The sequence below is a fragment of the Verrucomicrobiia bacterium genome (genome assembly GCA_036268055.1).
In the GTDB taxonomy this organism is placed as follows: Bacteria; Verrucomicrobiota; Verrucomicrobiia; order Limisphaerales; family Pedosphaeraceae; genus DATAUW01.
Genome location: DATAUW010000041.1, coordinates 232,519 through 250,603, shown reverse-complemented (window position 1 = coordinate 250,603; position 18,085 = coordinate 232,519). Strand labels below are relative to the sequence as shown.

The following is an 18,085-nucleotide window of genomic DNA, read 5'->3' as shown; positions in this document are numbered from 1 at the left end:
TTTGCGTCCAATTCAAAAGGGATTTCGTGGAGCGGGTTATTTGGGAGTAGGAATATTCATTTTTTCGAGGATGGGTTGGAGGATTTTCCAGACGTTTGCGGCGACGATGCGGGCGCCTTCCGCAGTGGGATGGATTTGGTCGGGTTGGTTGAGTTCAGGATGGCCGCCGACGCCTTCGAGCAAAAAGGGGATGAGCGCGGCGTGGTTGGCGGTCGCGATGTCGGGGAAGACTTGCCGAAAGGCGTGGGTATAATCTTCGCCCATGCTGGGGGGCATTTGCATACCGGCGATAATGATCTGGACGTCGGGATTTTTTTGGCGCGCGCGGTCTATGATGGTTTGCAGATTCGTGCGCGTGGCGGTGACGGGAATTCCGCGCAGGCCATCGTTGCCGCCGAGTTCGAGGACGAGGACGTCCATCTTGCGCTTGAGAAGCCAATCCATTCGGCGAAGACCGCCGGCGGTGGTATCGCCGCTGACGCCGGCGTTGACGACGGTGAAATTCAAACCGGCGGCGTTGATGTTCGTCTGGAGCAGCGCGGGAAAAGATTCGTCGGGATCGTCAAGGCCGTAACCGGCGGCGAGGCTGTCGCCGAGGACAACGATGGATTTTGGAGCCGAGTCGGCGGCGAAGGTTTTTTGAGGAAGCACGATGACTGCTATCAATAATAGGAGCAGGGCGAAAAATCTTTGGTTGTTCATTGGCAGGCGAATCGTTTTGAAGCGATCGCGCTGAGAGAAGTTAATATAGGTGGAAGGGATGCGCTAGCAGTTATCGAATGGTTGAATAAAACTAGAGCGGCGATCTTGATTCCTATTGCTGCGGGTCGCAGACCCGCGGCCCGTTGGGAGGCGGGTTGCGTTGACGGAACTTCGCAATCGTGGAATAAGAAAGCAGTGAGTTCCAATCCCATACTCGAGGTGCGGCAACTGTCGAAGAGCTATCCCAATGGCGCGGCGACGTTGACGGTGGTCAAGGACATCAACTTTTCGCTCGCGGCGGGTTCGACTTGCGCGATCCTCGGGCCGTCCGGCAGCGGCAAGACCACGCTGCTGGGTTTGTGCGCGGGGCTCGATCAGCCAACGACGGGTGAAGTGCTGCTTAATGGCGTATCGCTGGGTGCGCTGGATGAAGACGGCCGGGCGCGCGTGCGCAATGAAAGTGTGGGATTCGTTTTTCAAAATTTTCAACTGATTCCGACGCTCACCGCCGTGGAGAATGTGATGGTTCCCGTGGAATTGCGCGGCGGGAAACAGGTGCGGAGCGAGGCGGTGGAATTATTGGCGCGCGTGGGTTTGGGCGAGCGGCTCACGCATTATCCGCTGCAACTTTCCGGCGGTGAACAGCAGCGCGTGGCGCTGGCGCGGGCGTTTATCAATCGTCCAAAAATTCTTTTTGCGGATGAGCCAACGGGAAACCTGGACGCAGAGACGGGGCACGTGGTCATCGAGCGACTGTTTGCGTTAAACGCGGAATTGGGCACGACGCTGGTTTTGGTGACACATGATACGGAATTGGCCAAGCGGACGCAGCGCATCATCCGGCTCAAGGGCGGCGTGGTCGTGGAAGGGTAAAATTTCGCGATGGAAATCCTGAAATCATTTTTTTCAAAGTGGACGTGGCAGATGGCGTGGCGGGACAGCCGTGCGAGCCGGAAGCGGCTGTTGTTATTTTCGTGCTCGATTGTACTGGGCATCGCGGCGCTGACGGCGATTGGGTCGCTGGGAAGCAATTTGGAACGCGCGATTGAGGAGCAGGCGAAGAGTTTGGTGGGTGCGGACCTGGTGCTGAGTTCGCGCGAGGCGTTTACACCGGACGCGGAGGAGTTGATGCGGACGCAAGGCGGGGAACAGTCGCGCGAGACGATGTTCTCCACGATGATTTATTTTCCGCGCGGCGAAGGTACGCGGCTGGTGCAACTGCGCGCGCTCGGCGGAGGTTTTCCTTTTTATGGGAAGTTGGAGACAGATCCGACGAATGGAGCAGAAATTTTTCGACATGGCGGCGCGCTGCTGGACGAAGGATTGCTAAAGCAATTCAACGCAAAAGTCGGCGACCAGGTGAAGCTGGGTGGCTTGACGACGCCCATTGTCGGTGAGTTGAAAAAAGTTCCGGGTGAAAATGTGGCGCTCTCGGCGGTCGCGCCGCGAGTTTATATTCCGCTGGAGGATTTGGCGAAGACGGATTTGTTGAAGCCGGGGAGCCTGGTGAATTACAACGTCTATTTTAAATTCTCGCCGGAAACGGATGTCTCGAATCTGGTCGAACGCATCAAGCCGGAACTCGACAAGCTGCGCATCAGCCATCACACCGTTGCGGACAGCAAGCGCGATTTGGGAAGGGCAATGGAGAACCTGTATCACTTCCTGAATCTCGTGGGATTTATTGCACTGTTACTCGGCGGCGTGGGCGTGGCGAGTGCGATTCATGTGCATGTGAAGGAAAAGCTCGTAACGGTGGCGTTGTTGCGATGCCTTGGCTGTTCGGTGGGTCAGACATTTGCGATTTATCTCGCGCAAGGAATGGCGCTGGGGATGTTCGGGGCGCTGGTCGGCGCGGCGTTGGGAATCGTGATTCAATTTGCGCTGCCAGGCGTGCTGGCGGATTTGATTCCATTTGATTTTCAATTTCATACGTCGTGGTGGGCGGTGGCGCGAGCGGTCGGGGTAGGATTTTTGATCAGTGTTTTATTTGCGTTGCTGCCGATGTTGACGGTGCGGCGAGTATCCCCGCTGGCGGCGATCCGGGCGTCGTACGAATCGGCAAAGGCGCGGAGAGATCCGCTGCGGTGGGTGGTGAGTGTGGTGTTGATTTTGGGAATTGCGGCATTTGCATTTGCGCAGAGCCATGACTGGCGAATCGGAATCGGGTTTCCTGCGGGCCTGGGCGTGGCGTTCGGGGTGTTGACGGGAATAGCGTCGCTGCTGATTTTTTTGACGCGAAAATTGACGCTGCGAAATTTGCCATTCGCGTTGCGGCAGGGTGTGACGAATCTGCATCGGCCAAATAATCGCACGCTGCTGTTATTATTAGCGCTGGGCGTGGGAACTTTTTTGATGGTGAGTTTGTATTTGGTGCAGCGCACGTTGTTGACGCAACTGGTGACGTCGAGCGGGACCAACCAGGCGAATACGATCTTCTTCGACATCCAGCCTGACCAGATTGGCGGCGTGGCGAAACTCGTGGAGTCATTTCATTTTCCGATTTTGGATGAAGCGCCGATCGTGACGATGCGGCTGGAATCGGTGAAAGGAAAGTCGGTCGAGGCGATGCTGAGCGAGAAGGAAGATCATGGGGAACCGGGGGAACGGCGCGGGCGCAGAGACCGGGGAAATCGCGTGCCGCACTGGACGTTGCGGCATGAATATCGGAGCACGTATAGCGATCACTTGCGCGACGGAGAAAAAATCACGGCGGGCAAATGGGAACCGCAGGCATTGGGCGGGACGAATCCAGCGCCGATTTCGGTTGAGAATGATCTGGCGAAGGAATTACACGTCGGCGTGGGCGATGAAATTGTTTTCGACGTTCAAGGCGTACCGATTTTGACGCGAGTGGCGAGTTTGCGGGAGGTAGATTGGCGCCGTGTGCAGCCGAATTTTTTCGTGGTATTTCCGCAGGGCGCATTGGAAGAGGCGCCGGCGATGTATGTGCTGGTGACGCATATTTCGACGCCGGACGATTCGGCCAAATTGCAGCGGGCGCTGGTGCGGCAATATCCAAATGTTTCGACGATTGACTTAGCGCTGGTGTTGAAAACGGTGGATGCCATCGTGAGCAAGATTTCTTTGGCGGTGCGGTTCATGGCGATGTTCACGGTGGCGACGGGTTTGCTGGTGCTGGTGGGGGCATTGTTGACGGGACGATATCAACGTATGCAGGAGAGTGTTTTGTTGCGGACGCTGGGGGCATCGCGAAAACAGATTTTGCAAATTTTATTGGTCGAGTACGCGGCTTTGGGAACACTGGCGGCGTTGACTGGGGTGGTGCTGGCGCTGGGCGCGGCGTGGGCGTTGTGCTGGTTCGTGTTCAAGATGAATTTTGTACCGGAGATTTTGCCGCTGGTGGTGGCGATGGCCATCGTGCCGACATTGACGGTGGTGACAGGGTTGTTAATGAGCCGCGGGTTGTTGAAGCAGCCGCCGTTGGCGGTGTTGCGCGGGGGCTGAGAAAGTGCGGAATGCGGAGTGTGGAGTGTGGAATTGGGGATGATGAATCGAGAGCGGTGGGTTTGGGCGAAAAGTTGACGCGGAGTCGCAGAGGAGGATAAAATCGAAAAAACGGATTGATTGGAATGAATGTAGAACGGGCGGATGGATTTGCGCAGGCTTGACCGGTGTCTTGTGGGGTGAGTAGCTTTGGGCGATGAAAGTTGATCGAGAACATTTTAAATTTGGCGCGGCAATGCTGCTGGCTGTGGGAGTGATTTTTTTGGCGGGTTGTTTTGGCCGCCGCCATCAGGTTTCAAATTTTGAATTCAATCACGAGATGCAGGCCGCGAAAATTCCCCTGTTCATGGTGGGACCGGCGGCGGCGTTGTTGACGAATGCGAATGGTTACAGCGCGAGACTGACGATTGAGCAGCCTGGGGTATCGAACACCGTGACGACGACCGGTCAATTATTGGTGCGGGAGCAGCATATGTTGTTCACGGCGAAGAATAGCGACAGCACGTTTCTTTGGGACGTGAAAGAGGAGACGGGTTTCGTTTTGAGCGAGGCGTTGCAAGGTTACGCGCCGATCGCTTCGCCGACGCATGTAACGCGAGTGCAGATGATGTCGCAGACGGCGGGCGCGCCGGGCGAGGTAGTGAATGGGCATCCGGGGCACGAGGTGGAAGTGGCGGTGACATGCGACGATGGAACGACGACGACTTTCGCGGTGTGGCAGGCGTCGGATGTGAACGCGTTCCCAGTGCGGATCCGCACAGTGAAGTCGCCGGTGATGTTCACGCTGGATTTGATGGCGATGCGCTCCGAAGATTTGGAGCGGAAACTGTTCCTGCCGCCCGAAGGTTTCACCAAATACGCGAGCGCGGATTCGATGGTGGGGGAATTGTTCGCGCGGAAATCGAAATCGAAAATTTCCTCGGGCAGCGACCGAAAGATCGATCCCAAGTCGGGAAACAATTACAGTTACTGAGATTACCTGCCGCTGTTGAGCCGCTTCTGGAAGCGGTCTATCTCGGTGACTTCTTCCTCGGCGCGTTCGCGGAGTTTGGGTTCCGTGGTGGCGAGCCGCAAGGGTTCGAGCGTGCGGCGCGCGGCATCGAGATCGCGGCTGCGGAGTTGCACCTGGGCGAGCGAGATCAGATACCATTGATTTTCGGGCTCAAGCTGGATGGCGCGAAGTAATTGTTGCTGGGCATCGGCAAGCTCATCGCCCTGGACCAATTCAAAAAATCCCATCAGTTCGTGCGACGGGCCAAAGGTGGGCATGAGTTCGATGGAGCGTTGCAATTCGTTGTGAATTTCGGTGGCAATCGTGGGATCAAGACGGGTGTAGCGGCCCTGGCCATCGCCCTGCGCGTGGAATTTCGTTTCTGCGTAAAGGTAATGGGCGAGAAAACTTGTGGAACCTTTGTCAACGGCGGTTTTCAAATCGCGCAATGCCTCGTCGGAATGTTCGCGTTGCAAGGCGAGCATGCCGAGGCCTTCGTAGGGCAGGGGACTGTTGGGCGCGATTTTTTCGGCTTCGGCAAAAAACGGTTCGGCGGCGTCGGCGCGATTGATGCGCAGTAATTCATCGCCGAGACGAAAACAGGTTTCTACGCGGCCAATGGGGCGGGTGGCGACTTGCCGGGGCGCGGACAAATCCATGGACACGGGTGCGATCACAGGATCGAATCGGCCACGCTCAAGGTAGCGATGGAAATCGGCCTCGATGGCGGGCAACGGCAAGCGGAGGGCGTTGGTAAAAGCCTCGATGGTGGATTGGCCGCGGCGAAGCAGGGGAGTGTAATCGCGAAATCGCGCTTTGATAATAGGATTATCGCCATTCATCAAATAATGCGTGAGCAGCCAGGATTCGGCGTAGAACATGCCTTGATAACTTTGCTCATTGTATTGGGGCGAGGTGTGCGTGACGGCGAGCAAGTCTTTCAAAGGCATGAGTGGCTCGTGATGCAGAATCCAAAGATGATGTTCGATGGGCTTGCCGAAACGAACCGTGCGTCCGGCGGCTTCGAAGGTCGAATAAATTTCGGCCATGCCTTCCTCGAGCCAGACGGGCCAGATGTCGTCATTGCGGCGAAGGAGCAGATGCGTGAATTCGTGATAGACAGTGTCAAGCGATTCGGAATTGGTGCCGGCGAGTTCGAGGACGATGAGATTTTCATCGCTGCTGCGCTTGAAAAACCCGGAGAGACTTTCGGCCTGGCCCTGGTATTGCGGCAGGAACGGGCGCATGGACGCGTGATCGGGAAAAGCGATGACGGTGATGGGCGGCGAGGTGAGGACTTGCGCGCCGGCGAGGAGGCCGTAGGCGTCGCGGAATTGTTCGAGGCGGGCAATGGCTTTGTAAACTTCCTGGGTGGGGCCGCAACTGTAGAGATTGAAATGCTGGGTACGGGCTTCGTACCAATGCTGGTGAGTAAGGGCATCGGTGTCGTCATCGGCGGACGCGGAGAAGACCGCGCAGATGGCGATAAAAAAAATTAAGATGGCTTTGTGGCGCGGCCGGGTCATGGACGGAAATATAATGGAGAGTTGAGGGAATGTCACTGTGGAGGAACGAGGATTTTTACGGAAAGAAGGGAGTGAGTCAGCCACATACGGAACAGAGTCTATAAACTCGATTCAGAGCAAGACTAATTCGCCATTGATTTAAACTAAGGCGTGACGGTTTCCAAAACGCCAAACACGGTGAAGTCGGAAGGATTGGAAGTCAACAAACGGCGAACACCGTGCGTGTGCAGAATGGCGGCAAGATGTGTATCAAGGACGCGTTTGCGGCCTAAATTGAATTGTTTAATCCATTGCAGCGTTTGATTCAGACTTGCTTGTGTTGGCTCAAGCAAACGGACAGCCGGATTGGTCATAAATTCCTGAATCCACGCCACGGCTTCGGTCATGCTGAACGGAGGTGAAAACCTGCGTCCGTCCGTCGCAATATGAAGGAATTCAGTGATGACGAGCGATGGGAAAACCAAGTCTGCGCCGCTCTCGATTTCTGCTTTCACCATCGCCTGAGATTTCGTATTGGCCGGATGTTCGGCGAAAGCAAGTTGGACCAAAATATTGCAGTCCAAACCAATCATGGCCGGTTGAACATTTCTTCAGCCAGTTCTTCTTGTGAAACATTGGGAATCAATACCCGATGACCGGAAATTGAGCGGATGGGAACCGCCTTACGGGACGCGGCGGGTTTTTCATGTGCGGCCACTAGTTTGGCCACCGGCTTGGCGTTCTGCGTCAGCAAAACTTCATCACCCGCCTGAACCTGCTTTATCAGGTCGGCTAGTTGCCCGGTTCCAACTTCCATTGTGACTGTCATACCTTGCACCATACATGGTTTTGGCGGGATAGTCGAGAATCCTTATTTTGGATGAGATGCCAATCTGTTAGGGGCAAACATCGCAACCCGCATCGTGGCGAAGTTTATTCACAGATAGAACACGAATTTTGAAATGTGGTGAACTCACACGCAGCTAAAACAGGGCTCCTGCTTCAACGGCTTTCGCCGAGCCATCGCGGAGCCACCCGTCCAACTGCGCCTGTTCCTTGAGTTGCTGGCCGCGCGCGCGGGAGACGACCACATATTTGCATTCCAACTCGGGCAGCGCGCTCATGTCGCCCCACAATTTTTCGAATTGCGCCACCGGGAAAATATCCTCTTGTCCCTGACCCCAGCGTTTTTTGACGTCTTTGAGCGTGATATAAGTGGGCATGCGCGCGGCCAGTTGGCGGATGGCGGCGGACACGCGTTCGGCATTTTCCAGGTCGCCTATGGTCAGGTCGAATACGGCCAGTAATTTTTCCACACTGATCCACGTCGTCAGCGTATTGTAATACGACAGAAAAAATTCGTCCTCTTCGCGGGGCATCGCGAGACCTTCGAGAATGCGCACCTTGCCATTCACGCGCGCGAGTCCGCCGCCGCGATCTTCAATCCGCCGCGTGATGACCTCAAACGAAAGTCCCGCATCTTGTTTGATGTGCAAGCCCAGCAATGCTGCGTCCACGTCCACGCCGAGGGTATCAATATTATGCAGCAACAAATATTTCAGGTTTAGACGTTCGCGCAGCAATCGCGACAAGGTTCCGTTCCGCAACAGGTTTGAAATCTCATACCAATGTCCCACCGGATGCAGGCATTGGGATGCCACGTTGTCGGTGTAATCGCTTCCCTCCGCCGCCTGAGCCCAGTTGATCAGCGCCGCGTGACCGCTCTCGCGCATTTTTTGTGCCTGTTCGTCGAGTAATTGATGCGGCATCTCTTCCCACAAAAATCTCAAATCGCGCACCATCGGAACCATGCGCAAACCGATCGCTTTTCCTTGCGAGAGCAGCAGCGGGCCGTCGTAATGATAATTTTCCTGCCGCGCCAAAAACGATTCGATGACTCCGTGGGTCAAATAACTGGTCGTGACCACGTGCGGCAACGCCACGGCCAGGTCGCGATTTACGCGGCGGCTCTTGGCCAGATGCACTTCGAGGAATGTGCGGTGTTTTCCGCCCAATTTTGCGAACGGATGCAGCGCCTTCACTACGCCCGCGCCTTGTGTCCACCGGCTGCCGACGCCGCCCGCGAGCGATACCACGGCAACTTCTCCGCGCTTCAATGCCGCGCGTCCGATTTCAGAATATTCGAACGGCAATCCGGCGGATGCATCGGTCACGTCCTCGGGCAACACGTCTTCGATCTTCGTACTGGCGGGCAAACGATTTTGCGCGAGGCCGATTCTTCCGTCTTTCAAGTCGGCGCGAATCTGCTCGTGTTGCGCCCGGTCAAAGGCATTTTGTTCGAGTAATTCCGCGAGGTTTTCTCCGGCCGATTCCTGCCGTGTGCGCGGCAACAGCCGGTCGAAAATATTTTGCGCGACGCCGCTGAGGGCGGGATTTTTCCGGCTCGCCTGGGTGAATTTATCCAGTTCCGCACGGCGCAAAGGCGGCAGCTTTCTTAAGTCCATCCGTAATAATTGCGGCACGATCAGCGCATAATAACTTTGCGGCAGCAAGGCTTCATCGCCGGCCAGCAAGTCCGCCCAGGTGCCGCGTTCGTTGATGGCAAAATCATAGACGACCGGCTCCATCGCGAATGGCAGCGCGCCTTGCAGTTCGCGTTTGGTCCGGCTCATGATCTCCTGCAAGCCCGTTTGCGCCGCCTGCTTTTTTTCAGGCGACACGATGAAGCCCATGCCGCCGCCGGACATTCCGCCGAGCATCCAGAAGCCCCAAAAATCTTTGCCGAACGATTCCTTCGCGCGCGCAATCAATGTTTCCGTGTAATAGGTGCTTGCCCACGGAATGATCGTTTGGATCGGGCCCGCGAAATTTCGCGACGTGACCGCGCCCACGCGCCGGACATCGCCTTCGCGCAGCGCCGCCAGCATTTCCTCCAAAATTCCCAAGGCTTCCCGCCGCGCTTTCCATTCGGCTTCCGAGCGCAGCAAATATTTTTCCGTCACCATTTCCAAAATGGGCCCGACGTTTTGCGCCATGCCGCCATGCACCAGCACCAGGCTGTCCTGTAATTTCTGACGCGTCTCCGCCGAAATTTCCTCCGTGCCGATGACGCGATGGGTTGGCATCAGCCGCCCGCGGCTCAAACCGAATTCGGGATCGCCTTCGCCCGCGAATGCGCCCTGGATCAATTTCATTCCCGGCCACACGCCGCCCGAGTCCTGCCAACCACCGCCGGAGCCGCCCAGCCATTCGCCGAGAATTGCGCGAGCCAAAACCAGCCGCCGTTCCGTTTCCTGCAACGAACCCGCCAATGATTTCGCCTGGCCGGTCGCGCGCATGCACACCGAAATCAGCGCGGCCAATAAATTGGTCGAGACGGCGAGACGCGAACCTTTGGGAATGGCGTTGACGTTGCTCACGAGTTCCAAGCCGCGTCCCGGTCCGGCCAGTCGTGCCAGCAAGTCCTCCAGATTTTGTCCCGAGCCTTCGATGCCCGGCGGCACAATTCCCGCCGCGACCACCGCTGCTTTCAGCAAGCCCAAATAATCTTTCGCGAAATCGAAAACATCGCTCAGTGTCGTGATGTCCGCGGTCGCGTCCAGGTCCACGCTCGTGAGCCGCAGCACCGGTTCGTCAATCACGCGCAAGTAAACTTCGATGGGCGGTTCGGGTTTTGCGTGACGCCCCTTCACACCCAAATCCACGGAAACATTCAGCACTTGCGCGCCTTCTGGAAAATCCATTCCCAGAAAAAAAATATCGCTCCACGCGCTGTGGGTGAGGTCCATCCGCACCGGCGTGCGCTCGCGCAAAATGGGATAACTGCCATCGCTTCCTTTTTGCGTCAACTCGGCGCGGATGCGCAGCGGCTGGTCTGCGGGATGTCCCATGCGGAACATCCATTGGTTGCCGCGGACGGAGCGCACACTTCGCCGCACCTGGTCGGCAAGCGTTTGAATTCCCAATCGGTAATAGGCTCCCGCCAGCGCGCTCGAAATTCCATCGCTCGGCCCGTCCGATACCTGCGCCGCTAAAAAAACTTCCAGCGCTTCCTCGAATCTTCGCTGCAATAAATGTCCGTAGCCTTTGAACGGCACGTGACCGCGCTGCTTCATCCCGGCCTTCGATGGCAAATGAAACCGGTGGATTGCGTAAAGAAAAAAAAGCGCGCGCACGCGCTCGTAAAGATTTTCGCTGTGCTGGCGGAAGTTTTCGAGGTCGTCGCATTCGGCGAGTAATTCGGCCAGCGACGCGGCCCGCGCGAACGCGTCGAGCGATTGATTGCGCGCCGCAGAGTCGGACGCCGTGATGATGTGACGCAATCTGCCGGTCATGCTTCGCGGGAGTTGCTGCAACGGTTTCGCGGCATGTGAAAAATCATTCTTCCCTCGAAGCCATTAGCTCGACGAGAGTGGATAAAACTTCATCGCGGTCCTTGCCGTCGAATGCGAGCGCGAGTTGCGCGGTCAGCAGTCCGTAGCGCACGCCGATGTCGTAACGGCGGCCACGCAATTCGAGCGCGAGATAGCGCTCCTTGTTTACGAGTTTGCTCAACGCGTCCGAAAGCGCCACGCCACCTTTGGCTTCCGCGATCAATTCGCCGATCAGATCCATCACGGCGGGCGTGAGCACGTGCATGCCGAAGAAACAGAGATACCGGCCCGCGCGCAAACCCGGGACGATCAATTTTTGTTCCGCCTCGGTAGGCGTTGGTTTTTCAAGGACGCTTTCAATTTCATACAAGCGATGCCGTCCTGCGACCAGACGGCCACCGACCGCGCCGAAAAATGGGAGTTTACTTTCGTGTGTGGCTTGGACAGCGGAAACGGAACACGCTTCTGCCTGCGCCACATCCACTAATTGTTGGGCACAGTTTTTTAGATCGCGGCTCACGTAAAGATGATCGCCGACTAAATGCAAAAAGGGTTCGCCTGCCGCGAATTCCACCGCGCTATGGATTGCCTGTCCGTAACCCGGTGATTTCGTTTGCTCAATGAATTGCACGCGACCGGCATGAGCGCCCGCCGCGCGATAAGCGGCCTGATCGCCGGGGCGTACCACCACACAAATTTCTTCGATGCCCGCCTTGAGCACTTCTTCGAGGATGATGGTCAGGGCGGTTTTCTGCGTGCCGTCGCGATCCACGAGCGTTTGCAAGGGCAGGGTGGGCTGATTTTTTCCCGCCGCGGTGATGATGGCTTTTTTAATGTCCACGTCAGTATCCGGTTGTTCGTGGAGAGAGTTGCATATTCATTTCAACCGGTCAATCGCGAGGGAGAAATTGGTCGGAATTTTTGGACTAGACGCGAAGTTGGCTGGATCTTCATGAAATAAAATTTATGATTTACGATTCAGTTGTCACTGACGGGAATTGGTGTAAAAGAGTCCAACTCGATAAATTGCCGAAGGAAATTTTTGATAGGGTGAACTCGTGGGGGTGATAAGATGATGCTCGCCTGGGTTCGCCTCGCTTCGCTCGATATAGAGGTGAGTAGTTTTGACGAGGGTTCCGCCAACTGAAGTTGGGGGTTAATGAGAAGTCTTTGCAGGTGTGGTTGCTGGGGAAAATTGATGTGAAAGGTCGGTCGTCCCTGCGGGACTGCGGCGGCGCGGCAGTGCGCCTATCACGCACTGGGATATTTGTCGTCCATGCAAGTGATACTGCGTCGGCAATATCAGATGTCTTCGCGGGGTTAAATTTTGGCGAGGATCTCTTTGATTCGTTTCCAGGCGGAGTCGTGGGCGGTTTTGTTATCGGGGCTGGCGTCGGGTGCTTCGCCGGCACGCATGAAGCCGTGGCCGGCGCCGTTGTAGATGGTGGGATCGTAGATTTTGCCGGCGGCTTTCATTTCTTCAGTGGCTTTTACGACGGTGGAGGTGACGCGGTTGTCGTTGCCTCCGTAGAAGCCGTACACGGGACAGTTGATGCGGACGATCGAGTCTTTGTCGGGAGGTGTGCCGTAGAAGACGAGCGCGGCTTTGAGGTCTTTATTGTTCGTGGCGTAACGGAAGGATTGGCCGCCGCCCCAGCAGAAGCCAACAACGATGACTTTGCCGTTGCAGGAGGGGAGTTTGGAAACGTAATCAACGACGGCATTGAGATCGGCGGTGATCTGGTCGGCGGGAAGGGAAGGAATGGCTTTGCGGGCACCGTCCGCGCCGCCGAGGGCATCGGTTCCGCCGCCGTTGGGACCGACGCCGGAGAGAAGGTCGGGAGCGATGGCGATGTAGCCGGCTTCGGCGAATTCATCGGTGACGCTGCGGGCCCAATCGCTGAGACCGAAAATTTCGTGGATGACGACGACGGCGGTGGCTTTGTCTTTGACTTCGGGATAGGTGATGAAGGAATTCACGTCGCGTTTGTCATGGGTGACTTTGACCCACTCGCCGTGGCGCGGGGATTTTTCGAGGCGGGCTTTGGCCCAGTCCTGGGCGGTGGCCAGGTTGATGGTGATGAGGCTGGCAATGGTAAAAAGGAGGAGTCGTTTCATAGATTGATTGGGTTGAGGGGATGGTAGAGGAAGGCGGGAGAGATTCAAGTTTTGAGTGGAGGGCATTCAAGCGCACAACACAGTTGCCCACAACCGCAACTTCGATTACGGTTACGCTATCGGGATTTCATGGGATTACCCAAATGGATTCACAAGATGTCTAAGACCAATACTAAATCAGATACAGAAACTGCCGCGGAAACGGCTGAGCCGAAAATCGAAACGCTTGAGCCTTTGATGGCTGAGCAAATCGAAAACCTAAAGACCCGCGCCGCCAAGGCCGATGAGAATTGGGAGCGGGTGCTGCGCATCACCGCGGACTTTGACAATTACAAGAAGCGCGCCGCCCGCGAACGCGAGGAAGCGATCAAGTTCGCCAATGAATCGCTGATGAAAAAGCTGATTCCCGTGATTGATAATTTTGACATGGCGCTCACCGCCGCCAGCCAGCCGGGCGCCAATGCGCAATCGCTCCAAACGGGCGTCGCCATGATTTCCCAGCAGCTTCGCAGTGCGCTGGTCGAGTCGGGTTTGGAAGAAGTGGATGCCGCTGGCAAGCCCTTCGACCCGAACTGGCACGAAGCGGTTTCCCAACAGGAAACCAGCGAGACGGCTGAGGGCAATGTTTTACAGCAGTTGCGCAAGGGGTATAAATTGCGCGACCGGCTTATCCGTCCGGCCACCGTGGTCGTCGCCAAAAAACCTGCCGCTTAATATCCATGGCCAAACGCGATTACTACGAAATCCTTGAAGTCGAGCGCACGGTTGAGACTGAGCATCTCAAAAAATCCTACCGCAAACTCGCGATTAAATATCATCCCGACAAAAATCCGGGCGATAAAGTGGCCGAGGAAAAATTCAAGGAACTCAGTGAGGCGTACGAAGCGTTGAGCGACCCGCAAAAACGCGCTGCGTACGATCAATACGGCCACGCGGCTTTTGATCCACGCATGCGCGGCGGACGCGGCGGCGGTGGGTTCCACGATCCCGCGGATATTTTTCGCGAGGTGTTCGGCGGCAGCGGAAATATTTTTGACGAACTTTTCGGCGGGGGACGCGCCGACCCTTCGCAGCCCCAACGCGGTTCCGATTTGCGTTATGACATGGAGATCACTTTTGAAGAAGCCGCGCACGGCTGCGAAAAAGAGATTTCTGTCAACAAACAGGATCGGTGCGAGGTTTGCCAGGGCTCGGGCGCGGAAGCGGGTTCCAAAAGCAAAATTTGCCCGACGTGCAGCGGCCGCGGCCAGGTCATCAGTTCGCGCGGCATCTTCAGCATCGCCCAAACCTGTCCGCGCTGCGAAGGCATGGGCAAAGTGATCGAGAAGCCGTGCAAGAATTGTCATGGCGCGGGGCGGCTCGAACGGACTTCCAAAATCAAATTGCGCATTCCGGCGGGCGTTGACACCGGTTCGCGGCTGCGGTCGTCGGGCAATGGCGAGGCGGGTTTGCGCGGCGGTCCGGCGGGCGATCTTTACGTCGTCCTGCACGTCAAGCCGCACGATATTTTCCAGCGTGAAGGTGATGATCTAATCTGCGAAGTGCCGGTCAGTTTTGTGCAAGCGGCTTTAGGCGCGGAAATTGAAGTTCCGACGCTCGGCGACAAGGCGCAAATAAAAATTCCGGCGGGCACGCAGCCCGGCACGACGTTCCGGCTCAAAGGCAAAGGCATCAAAAATATTCAGGGCTACGGCACGGGTGATTTGCACGTGCGCGTCAACGTGGAAGTTCCCAGTCACTTGAACGCGGCGCAAAAAGCCAAGTTGCAGGAGTTTGCCGAGCTGTGCGACGAACGCGTGAACCCGCTCACGAAAAGTTTCTTCGAGAAGGCCAAGAACCTGTTCAGTTGATTCGCGCAATTTTGCATGCACCGTTTTTATTTGCCGCCCGCGCAATGCCAGGACAGCACACTCGTTCTCACGGAAGCCGAGGCGCATCACGCGCTGAATGTTTTGCGCGTCCGCCACGGCGAACGACTGATGGTTCTCGACGGCGCGGGACAGGAACTTCTTTGCGAAGTTCAACGGCCTGATCACGGCCATTTAAAAGTCACTGTCGTTCAGCGCAACCAAGTCCCGCCGTTGCCGTATCAAATCACGTTGTTACAGGCGATTCCCAAGGGCAAGATCATCGAGAGCATTATCCAGAAGGCGACGGAACTGGGCGCGCATCGCATCGTGCCGCTGTTGTCCGACCGCGTGGTGACGCAACTTGACGACGAGTCCGCCGCGTCCAAGGCGGAAAAATGGCGTCACACCGCCATCGAAGCCATCAAGCAATGCGGCTCCGCGTGGCTGCCGGAAATCGAAACGCCCGTCACGCCCAAAGAATATCTCGCGCGCAACGAAAAATTTGAACTCCCGCTGGTCGCTTCATTGCAAAGCGATTGCCGCCATCCCCGCGAATATTTTCAGACGTTCTATCGCGAGAAACAACGCCTTCCGAAAAGCGTTTGCGTCTGGGTCGGCCCCGAAGGCGATTTTACTCCTGCCGAAATGAGCGCGGTAAAATCCGCCGGTGCGTTGCCTATCACGCTTGGTCGTTTGGTATTGCGAAGTGAGACTGCCGCGATCTATTCGCTCTCGATTCTCAATTACGAGTTGCAATCCAGATACGATAGCCGCTGATTATTTAGCGGCTGCTGTGCTTTCTTTTTTAACGCAGAGGCGCGGAGACGCAGAGGCGCAGAGGGGGAATTAACCGAGAGATGAAAAATCTAAATCCTCCATTTACTAGATTTTATCGTCCTTGAACCAATATCTGGAACGACCGGCCTAGATGTTGTGGATGCGTTAAGGTTTGGAACTGTCGCGCACGTGTTGTAATCCATTCTTCCGATGTTCGTTTTTCCGCGATCAACCGTTGAACGAGCGCGGTTAAGAATCTTCCTTGCGACGTCCACGCTTCCGTCTTCAAACCTTCCGCCTTGCCGGCGGCGCAAATCTCCGAGAAATTCACTTGCGCCGTCAAATCCTGCTCTCCCGGTCGCGCGAGTAAGTCATTATTTTGCCGATGTTGATGATATGCCCGTAACGTCCCATCTTTTCGTTCGGGCGTGAAAAATTGTTCTGCGCTTAATCCATAGTCGAACGTGAGCAGTTTGCCAGTCTTCAACGCGCCCGCGGCCTGTTGCCACCAGCTTTTTGCTGCCGGGCAAATTTCTGTCGTGAATTCGTCCGGCAACACTTCCAGTAACTCCGGTGGTAGATTTTTCGGCGCAAGCTCCGGCCTTAATTCCATTCGCGTCCAACTAAAGTCTTGTCCTTCCCAGCGGACACCCCACTCAAACCATTTCTTTTTCGTCGCATCCCAGCCCAGCCGGTGCACGGGCATCGCATCCAGCAATTCATTCGCGAAAATAATTCCCGTCACTCCGCTCGGCGGAAGTTCTTCCCACGCGTCGAACCACCGAACTTTTTTTTCAAATTCTGCGAGCATTTTTATCTGCGTTTCCTGTCGCCGTTTTGAGGGTTCCAAAATCCAATATTCGACAGTCTCCGCCAGTTCCGGTTTCTCTTTTTTCAGCCATTGCAAAATGTCTAAAGCGAGCCGTCCGTCATGCGCGCCCGCTTCCACGATTTGCCGGGGCGCGGGCAGCATTTCGAGCCATTCGGCGAACTGCATCGCGAGCAATTCCCCGAAGAGTTCTCCCACGCTGACGCTGGTGTAAAAATCCCCGGACTGCCCCGGCGAGACGCCCGTCTGTTCGTAGTATCCAAAATTTGGACAATAGAGCGCCAATTCCATGAACCGGGCGAAAGAAATGGCTCCCGCGTTTTCCGCCTCTGCCTTAATGATTTCGCGCATCTCGCTCATTTGATCATTTTATACCGTATTGGGCATGACATGTGCTCAATTACCTGCCGTTATATGGCCAAAATAGACGCCTTCTTCAATTTAATGTTCGAGCAAAAAGCTTCGGACTTGCACTTGTCCGCGGGCAACCCGCCCATGCTCCGCATCAATGGCGAACTTCATCGCGTGGATTATCCCCCGCTTGAAAGCGATGCCCTGAAGATGATGCTCTACGAAATCGCGCCCGAATATAAGATCAAACTTTTTGAAGAAACCGGCGACGTGGATTTCGGTTATGAAATCCCAAACATTTCCCGTTTCCGTGCGAACTTTTTCAATCAAAAAAACGGCGTCTCGGCGGTGTTCCGCCAGATCCCCAGTCGCGTTCTTTCGTTCGAGGATTTTGAAAAGTTCGATGCGCCGCTTCCGCCGGTGCTCAAAAAACTTTCAATGCTTCACAAGGGGCTCGTCGTCGTGACCGGCCCGACAGGCTCGGGCAAATCCACGACGCTCGCCGCGATGGTGGACTATGCGAATAAAAATCGCCGCGACCACATCATCACGGTCGAAGACCCAATCGAATTCGTGCATGAAAGCAAAAACTCGCTGATCAATCATCGCGAAGTCGGCGTGCATACCCGTTCCTTCTCTGCGGCGTTGCGCGGTGCGTTGCGTGAGGATCCCGATGTCATTCTCGTCGGTGAGTTGCGCGATTTGGAAACCATCGAGCTTGCGATTACGGCTGCGAGCACGGGTCACTTGGTCTTCGGCACGTTGCACACGCAGAGCGCCGGCAAGACGGTGGATCGTATCATTGACGTTTTCCCAGCCGAGCAGCAGAACAAAGTTCGCGCCACGCTTTCCGAGGCGCTCAAGGGCATCGTCGCCCAGAATCTTTTCAAGCGCATTGATAAAAAAGGCCGCGTCGCCGCGCTGGAAATTCTTATCTTCACCACGGCCATCGCTAACCTCGTGCGCGAAGGCAAGACGCATCAAATCCCCGGCATGATCCAGGTCGGCAAGAAGCACGGCAATCAGCCGCTCGACGACGCCATCATGGAACACTTGCGCATGAAGCGCATTTCGCCTGAGGAAGCCTACGAAAAGTGTTTGGATAAAAAGAAATTTCGCACCTTTCTCGCCAACCCGCCCGACGAGGACGAAACCTAAAA

15 protein-coding genes are annotated in these 18,085 nt (G+C 55.9%); 7 read left to right on the top strand and 8 right to left on the bottom strand.

Annotated features, from left to right (window positions below; all coding sequences use genetic code 11):
- Nucleotides 1–36: 36 nt before the first annotated feature.
- Nucleotides 37–702, bottom strand: a complete 666-nt coding sequence (locus VH413_20785) for an arylesterase (protein HEX3801140.1) — start codon at nt 700–702, stop codon at nt 37–39.
- 195 nt (nt 703–897) lie between these two features.
- Here VH413_20785 and VH413_20780 point away from each other — a divergent pair, with 195 nt between their 5' ends.
- The 3 genes from VH413_20780 to VH413_20770 all read left to right on the top strand — a co-directional run bounded on the left by VH413_20780 (nt 898) and on the right by VH413_20770 (nt 5,143).
- Complete coding sequence (locus tag VH413_20780) at nt 898–1,575, top strand: ABC transporter ATP-binding protein (protein HEX3801139.1); 678 nt, start codon at nt 898–900, stop codon at nt 1,573–1,575.
- 9 nt (nt 1,576–1,584) lie between these two features.
- Nucleotides 1,585–4,170, top strand: coding sequence for an FtsX-like permease family protein (locus VH413_20775; GenBank protein ID HEX3801138.1), 2,586 nt, complete (start codon nt 1,585–1,587; stop codon nt 4,168–4,170).
- 196 nt (nt 4,171–4,366) lie between these two features.
- Nucleotides 4,367–5,143, top strand: coding sequence for a hypothetical protein (locus tag VH413_20770; protein ID HEX3801137.1), 777 nt, complete (start codon nt 4,367–4,369; stop codon nt 5,141–5,143).
- A gap of 2 nt (nt 5,144–5,145) precedes the next feature.
- Here the strand turns inward: VH413_20770 and VH413_20765 are convergent, their stop codons facing one another.
- The 6 genes from VH413_20765 to VH413_20740 all read right to left on the bottom strand — a co-directional run bounded on the left by VH413_20765 (nt 5,146) and on the right by VH413_20740 (nt 13,118).
- Nucleotides 5,146–6,687, bottom strand: a complete 1,542-nt coding sequence (locus tag VH413_20765; GenBank protein HEX3801136.1) for a hypothetical protein — start codon at nt 6,685–6,687, stop codon at nt 5,146–5,148.
- A gap of 143 nt (nt 6,688–6,830) precedes the next feature.
- Nucleotides 6,831–7,235 (bottom strand): hypothetical protein, encoded by a 405-nt coding sequence (locus VH413_20760; protein ID HEX3801135.1) that lies wholly within the window; start codon nt 7,233–7,235, stop codon nt 6,831–6,833.
- A gap of 20 nt (nt 7,236–7,255) precedes the next feature.
- On the bottom strand, nt 7,256–7,507 hold the full coding sequence (locus VH413_20755) for a type II toxin-antitoxin system prevent-host-death family antitoxin (protein ID HEX3801134.1): 252 nt from the start codon (nt 7,505–7,507) through the stop codon (nt 7,256–7,258).
- Between the two features lie 142 nt (nt 7,508–7,649).
- Nucleotides 7,650–10,961: a UTP--glucose-1-phosphate uridylyltransferase gene (locus VH413_20750; protein HEX3801133.1), complete on the bottom strand. Its 3,312-nt coding sequence runs from the start codon at nt 10,959–10,961 to the stop codon at nt 7,650–7,652.
- A gap of 43 nt (nt 10,962–11,004) precedes the next feature.
- Nucleotides 11,005–11,841 (bottom strand): sugar phosphate nucleotidyltransferase, encoded by an 837-nt coding sequence (locus VH413_20745; protein HEX3801132.1) that lies wholly within the window; start codon nt 11,839–11,841, stop codon nt 11,005–11,007.
- A gap of 479 nt (nt 11,842–12,320) precedes the next feature.
- Complete coding sequence (locus tag VH413_20740) at nt 12,321–13,118, bottom strand: dienelactone hydrolase family protein (protein ID HEX3801131.1); 798 nt, start codon at nt 13,116–13,118, stop codon at nt 12,321–12,323.
- 156 nt (nt 13,119–13,274) lie between these two features.
- On the opposite strand from VH413_20740, the gene grpE reads away from it, so the two are divergent.
- From grpE to VH413_20725, 3 genes are read left to right on the top strand one after another with little or no spacing between them, the layout of a single operon-like run.
- Complete coding sequence (gene grpE, locus VH413_20735; protein HEX3801130.1) at nt 13,275–13,832, top strand: nucleotide exchange factor GrpE; 558 nt, start codon at nt 13,275–13,277, stop codon at nt 13,830–13,832.
- Between the two features lie 5 nt (nt 13,833–13,837).
- Nucleotides 13,838–14,968 carry a molecular chaperone DnaJ gene (dnaJ, locus tag VH413_20730; GenBank protein HEX3801129.1) on the top strand — a complete coding sequence of 377 codons (1,131 nt, stop codon included), beginning with the start codon at nt 13,838–13,840 and terminating at the stop codon, nt 14,966–14,968.
- Between the two features lie 15 nt (nt 14,969–14,983).
- Nucleotides 14,984–15,745 (top strand): RsmE family RNA methyltransferase, encoded by a 762-nt coding sequence (locus VH413_20725; protein ID HEX3801128.1) that lies wholly within the window; start codon nt 14,984–14,986, stop codon nt 15,743–15,745.
- A 112-nt stretch (nt 15,746–15,857) separates the two neighbouring features.
- Here the strand turns inward: VH413_20725 and VH413_20720 are convergent, their stop codons facing one another.
- On the bottom strand, nt 15,858–16,934 hold the full coding sequence (locus tag VH413_20720) for an SAM-dependent methyltransferase (GenBank protein HEX3801127.1): 1,077 nt from the start codon (nt 16,932–16,934) through the stop codon (nt 15,858–15,860).
- A gap of 54 nt (nt 16,935–16,988) precedes the next feature.
- Between VH413_20720 and VH413_20715 the strand changes: the two genes are divergently transcribed.
- Nucleotides 16,989–18,083, top strand: a complete 1,095-nt coding sequence (locus VH413_20715; GenBank protein ID HEX3801126.1) for a type IV pilus twitching motility protein PilT — start codon at nt 16,989–16,991, stop codon at nt 18,081–18,083.
- The last annotated feature ends 2 nt before the right edge of the window (nt 18,084–18,085 follow it).

Excerpts from the sequence above, each read along its gene's own strand:
- VH413_20765 (HEX3801136.1), bottom strand. The coding sequence starts at position 6,687 with ATGACCCGGCCGCGCCACAAAGCCATCTTAATTTTTTTTATCGCCATC.
- VH413_20785 (HEX3801140.1), bottom strand. The coding sequence starts at position 702 with ATGAACAACCAAAGATTTTTCGCCCTGCTCCTATTATTGATAGCAGTC.
- VH413_20720 (HEX3801127.1), bottom strand. The coding sequence starts at position 16,934 with ATGAGCGAGATGCGCGAAATCATTAAGGCAGAGGCGGAAAACGCGGGA.
- VH413_20740 (HEX3801131.1), bottom strand. The coding sequence starts at position 13,118 with ATGAAACGACTCCTCCTTTTTACCATTGCCAGCCTCATCACCATCAAC.
- VH413_20725 (HEX3801128.1), top strand. The coding sequence starts at position 14,984 with ATGCACCGTTTTTATTTGCCGCCCGCGCAATGCCAGGACAGCACACTC.
- VH413_20755 (HEX3801134.1), bottom strand. The coding sequence starts at position 7,507 with ATGGTGCAAGGTATGACAGTCACAATGGAAGTTGGAACCGGGCAACTA.
- VH413_20775 (HEX3801138.1), top strand. The coding sequence starts at position 1,585 with ATGGAAATCCTGAAATCATTTTTTTCAAAGTGGACGTGGCAGATGGCG.
- VH413_20715 (HEX3801126.1), top strand. The coding sequence starts at position 16,989 with ATGGCCAAAATAGACGCCTTCTTCAATTTAATGTTCGAGCAAAAAGCT.
- grpE (HEX3801130.1), top strand. The coding sequence starts at position 13,275 with ATGTCTAAGACCAATACTAAATCAGATACAGAAACTGCCGCGGAAACG.
- VH413_20750 (HEX3801133.1), bottom strand. The coding sequence starts at position 10,961 with ATGACCGGCAGATTGCGTCACATCATCACGGCGTCCGACTCTGCGGCG.
- VH413_20770 (HEX3801137.1), top strand. The coding sequence starts at position 4,367 with ATGAAAGTTGATCGAGAACATTTTAAATTTGGCGCGGCAATGCTGCTG.
- dnaJ (HEX3801129.1), top strand. The coding sequence starts at position 13,838 with ATGGCCAAACGCGATTACTACGAAATCCTTGAAGTCGAGCGCACGGTT.